The sequence below is a fragment of the Kitasatospora sp. NPDC059088 genome (genome assembly GCF_042738155.1).
In the GTDB taxonomy this organism is placed as follows: Bacteria; Actinomycetota; Actinomycetes; order Streptomycetales; family Streptomycetaceae; genus Kitasatospora.
The window spans coordinates 45591-48079 of sequence record NZ_JBHYGR010000066.1 but is presented as its reverse complement, the minus strand read 5'-3'; the positions used below and the strand labels follow the sequence as shown (position 1 = coordinate 48079).

Below are 2489 nucleotides of genomic sequence, written 5' to 3'. Positions count from 1 at the left end.
TTTTTATAAGACACCCCCGGGTACCCCCCCCCCACCGGCGGGCCCCCCACCACTCGGCCCGGATGGGCCACACGGAGGTTGTGGGGGCGCTGGACCTGCCCCCCCGCCCCGGGGGGGGCGCGGGGGGCCCGTCAGTGAACCGGCGGCAACGTCACTGCGGCCCAGGACACCGCGCTCACGCCCCGGACCGCGGCCGTTTCCCGGCAGTCGGCACGCACGGCGACCCATGAGGCGCCGAACCGACTCCGAACCGACTCCGAACCGGCTCGCTAGCCGAGCTGCGGGGCCACCTGTGCGGCGACCAGCTCCAGGTGGTCGAGGTCACTCAGGTCGAGCACCTGGAGGTAGGCCCGCTCACTGCCGACCGCCGCGTACCGGCCGAGCTTCTCCACCACCTCGCCCGGGGTGCCGGCCAGGCCGTTCTCCTTGAGCTCGGCCACGTCGCGGCCGATCACGGCGGCCCGACGGGCCACCTCGGCGTCGTCCCGGCCGACGCAGAGCACCAGGGCGTTGGAGTACACCAGGTCGTCGGCCGAGCGTCCGGCCTGCTCGACGGCGGCCCGGACCCGGCCGAACTGGGCGGCGGTGTCGTCCAGCGAGGCGAACGGCAGGTTGAACTCGTCGGCGAACCGGGCGGCCAGCGCCGGGGTGCGCTTCGGCCCCGAGCCGCCGACCAGCACCGGGATGCGCTCCTGGACGGGCTTGGGCAGCGCGGGCGAGTCGGTGAGGGTGTAGTACTCCCCGGCGAAGTCGAAGGTGTCGCCGAGCTTGGTCCGCCACAGCCCGGTGATGATCTCCAGCTGCTCCTCCAGCCGCCCGAACTTCTCCTTCGGGAACGGGATGCCGTACGCGGCGTGCTCGGCCTCGTACCAGCCGGCGCCGAGGCCGAACTCGACCCGGCCACCGCTCATCGCGTCGACCTGGGCGACCTGGATCGCCGTGACGCCCGGCAGCCGGAAGGTGGCGGCCGTCATCAGGGTGCCGAGGCGGATGGTGCTGGTGTCGCGGGCCAGGCCGGCCAGCGTGATCCAGGCGTCGGTGGGGCCGGGCAGGCCGTCCACGTCGCCCATCTTGAGGTAGTGGTCGGAGCGGAAGAAGGCGCTGAACACACCGAGCTCCTCGGTCGTGCGGGCGACCTTGAGGAGGGTGTCGTAGCTCGCGCCCTGCTGGGGCTCGGTGAAGATGCGGAGGTCCATGCGGGCCATTCTGGTACGGACCACCCGTTCGGGAACACAGGGAACCGGCCATGCCACGGAACGTTCCGAAGGTGGCCAAGGTCTCAGCACGGAACCGTCACAGCCCGGCTCGCCACCACAGCGGTTCGCCTACCGTGGACGGATGTTCGCGACCCCCGACGAGTCCTTCCGGCGCTCCCCCGACGAACCGGCCGGCTGCCCGCTGCCCGGCATCGTGGCCGCCTTCACGCCCCGGCTGGCCGAGTTCGCCTTCGAGCCCGGTTTCGTCGCGGCCGTCGACCAGCACGCGGCGATGCTGCGCGAGCTGCTGTACGCACAGGGCGCGGAGCTCGCGCCCCAGCCGCTGGACCGTGAGGAACTGTCGGACTACGCGCTCGGCTTCCTGGACGCGCTCACCGAGATCGGCTGGCGGGAGCCGGTCGGCTACGACTACGCCGTGACCAGGCTGACGGCGATCTGCTGGCTGGTGCGTGACCAGGGTCTGCTGGAGGCCTGATCCGAGGAAGCGGGAGGGGTGGACCCGGTCCACCGATCGCGCATCGCGGCATCGCGGCATCGCGGCATCGCGGGAAAACTATGCAGACCGGTCTACTGGTGGCGAGGCTAATAGGTAGACCGGTCTACAGGCTTCTCTGAGCCTGTAGACCGGTCTACCTATCTTGTGTGGAGCCCAATGGATATGTAGACCGGTCTAGAGATCTCCCATCAGGCCAGGTGGACCAGGTAGGCCCGAGACGCCGGGCGTACCAGGCCTACCTGGTGCACCGGTAAACCAGCCAGACCCCGTAGACCGATCTACCGATTCTCGCCCGGGTCGATCCCCGGCACCGGCGGGTTGCCCGGGCCTGTCTGGGTGGTCGGGCGGATCGGCTGGTTGGCCAGCGCGTCCGAGCGGCCGGCCTGGTAGGCGGTGCCGCGCAGTCGGGCGGTCTCCTGCTCCGCGCTGTCCAGCCACCGCTCCCAGCGCTGGCGCATCGGCATGATCAGACCGCCGCCGACGCCGACCACCAGCACCCCGGTGACGGTGGCCAGCGCCGCGATCAGCACCGGCCCGGTGATCGCGGTCGCGATCCCGGCCTGGCCGAGCGCCGCGATCACCCCGAGCGCCACGATGAACGCCCAGGCCACGGTGGAGACGGTGCGCCCGTACGAGGCGCCGGACAGCGCGTTCCCGACGATGTCGCGCACGCCGTTGGCGTGGGCCAACGGCCCCCCCACCATAGCCCCCGCGGAGATGCCACGCGCCCCGCACGCGAGCAACGGGTGGGTCATATCGGTCATGAGGGTCGGGCC

2 protein-coding genes and 1 pseudogene are annotated in these 2489 nt (G+C 71.5%); 1 reads left to right on the top strand and 2 read right to left on the bottom strand.

The annotated features are described in order from the left end of the window. Nucleotides 1–269: 269 nt before the first annotated feature. Entirely contained in the window at nt 270–1196 is a 927-nt protein-coding gene (locus ACFWXO_RS26725; protein ID WP_375884322.1) for an LLM class F420-dependent oxidoreductase, read from the bottom strand. 142 nt (nt 1197–1338) lie between these two features. Between ACFWXO_RS26725 and ACFWXO_RS26720 the strand changes: the two genes are divergently transcribed. Then, complete coding sequence (locus ACFWXO_RS26720) at nt 1339–1692, top strand: DUF6401 family natural product biosynthesis protein (RefSeq protein WP_375884320.1); 354 nt, start codon at nt 1339–1341, stop codon at nt 1690–1692. Nucleotides 1693–1991: 299 nt separating this feature from the next. On the opposite strand, the pseudogene ACFWXO_RS26715 reads toward ACFWXO_RS26720, so the two are convergent. Beyond that, nucleotides 1992–2489, bottom strand: a pseudogene (locus ACFWXO_RS26715) (hypothetical protein); the annotation flags it as partial.

Coding starts and splice junctions, on each gene's coding strand:
- ACFWXO_RS26725 (WP_375884322.1), bottom strand. CDS start 1,196: ATGGACCTCCGCATCTTCACCGAGCCCCAGCAGGGCGCGAGCTACGAC.
- ACFWXO_RS26720 (WP_375884320.1), top strand. CDS start 1,339: ATGTTCGCGACCCCCGACGAGTCCTTCCGGCGCTCCCCCGACGAACCG.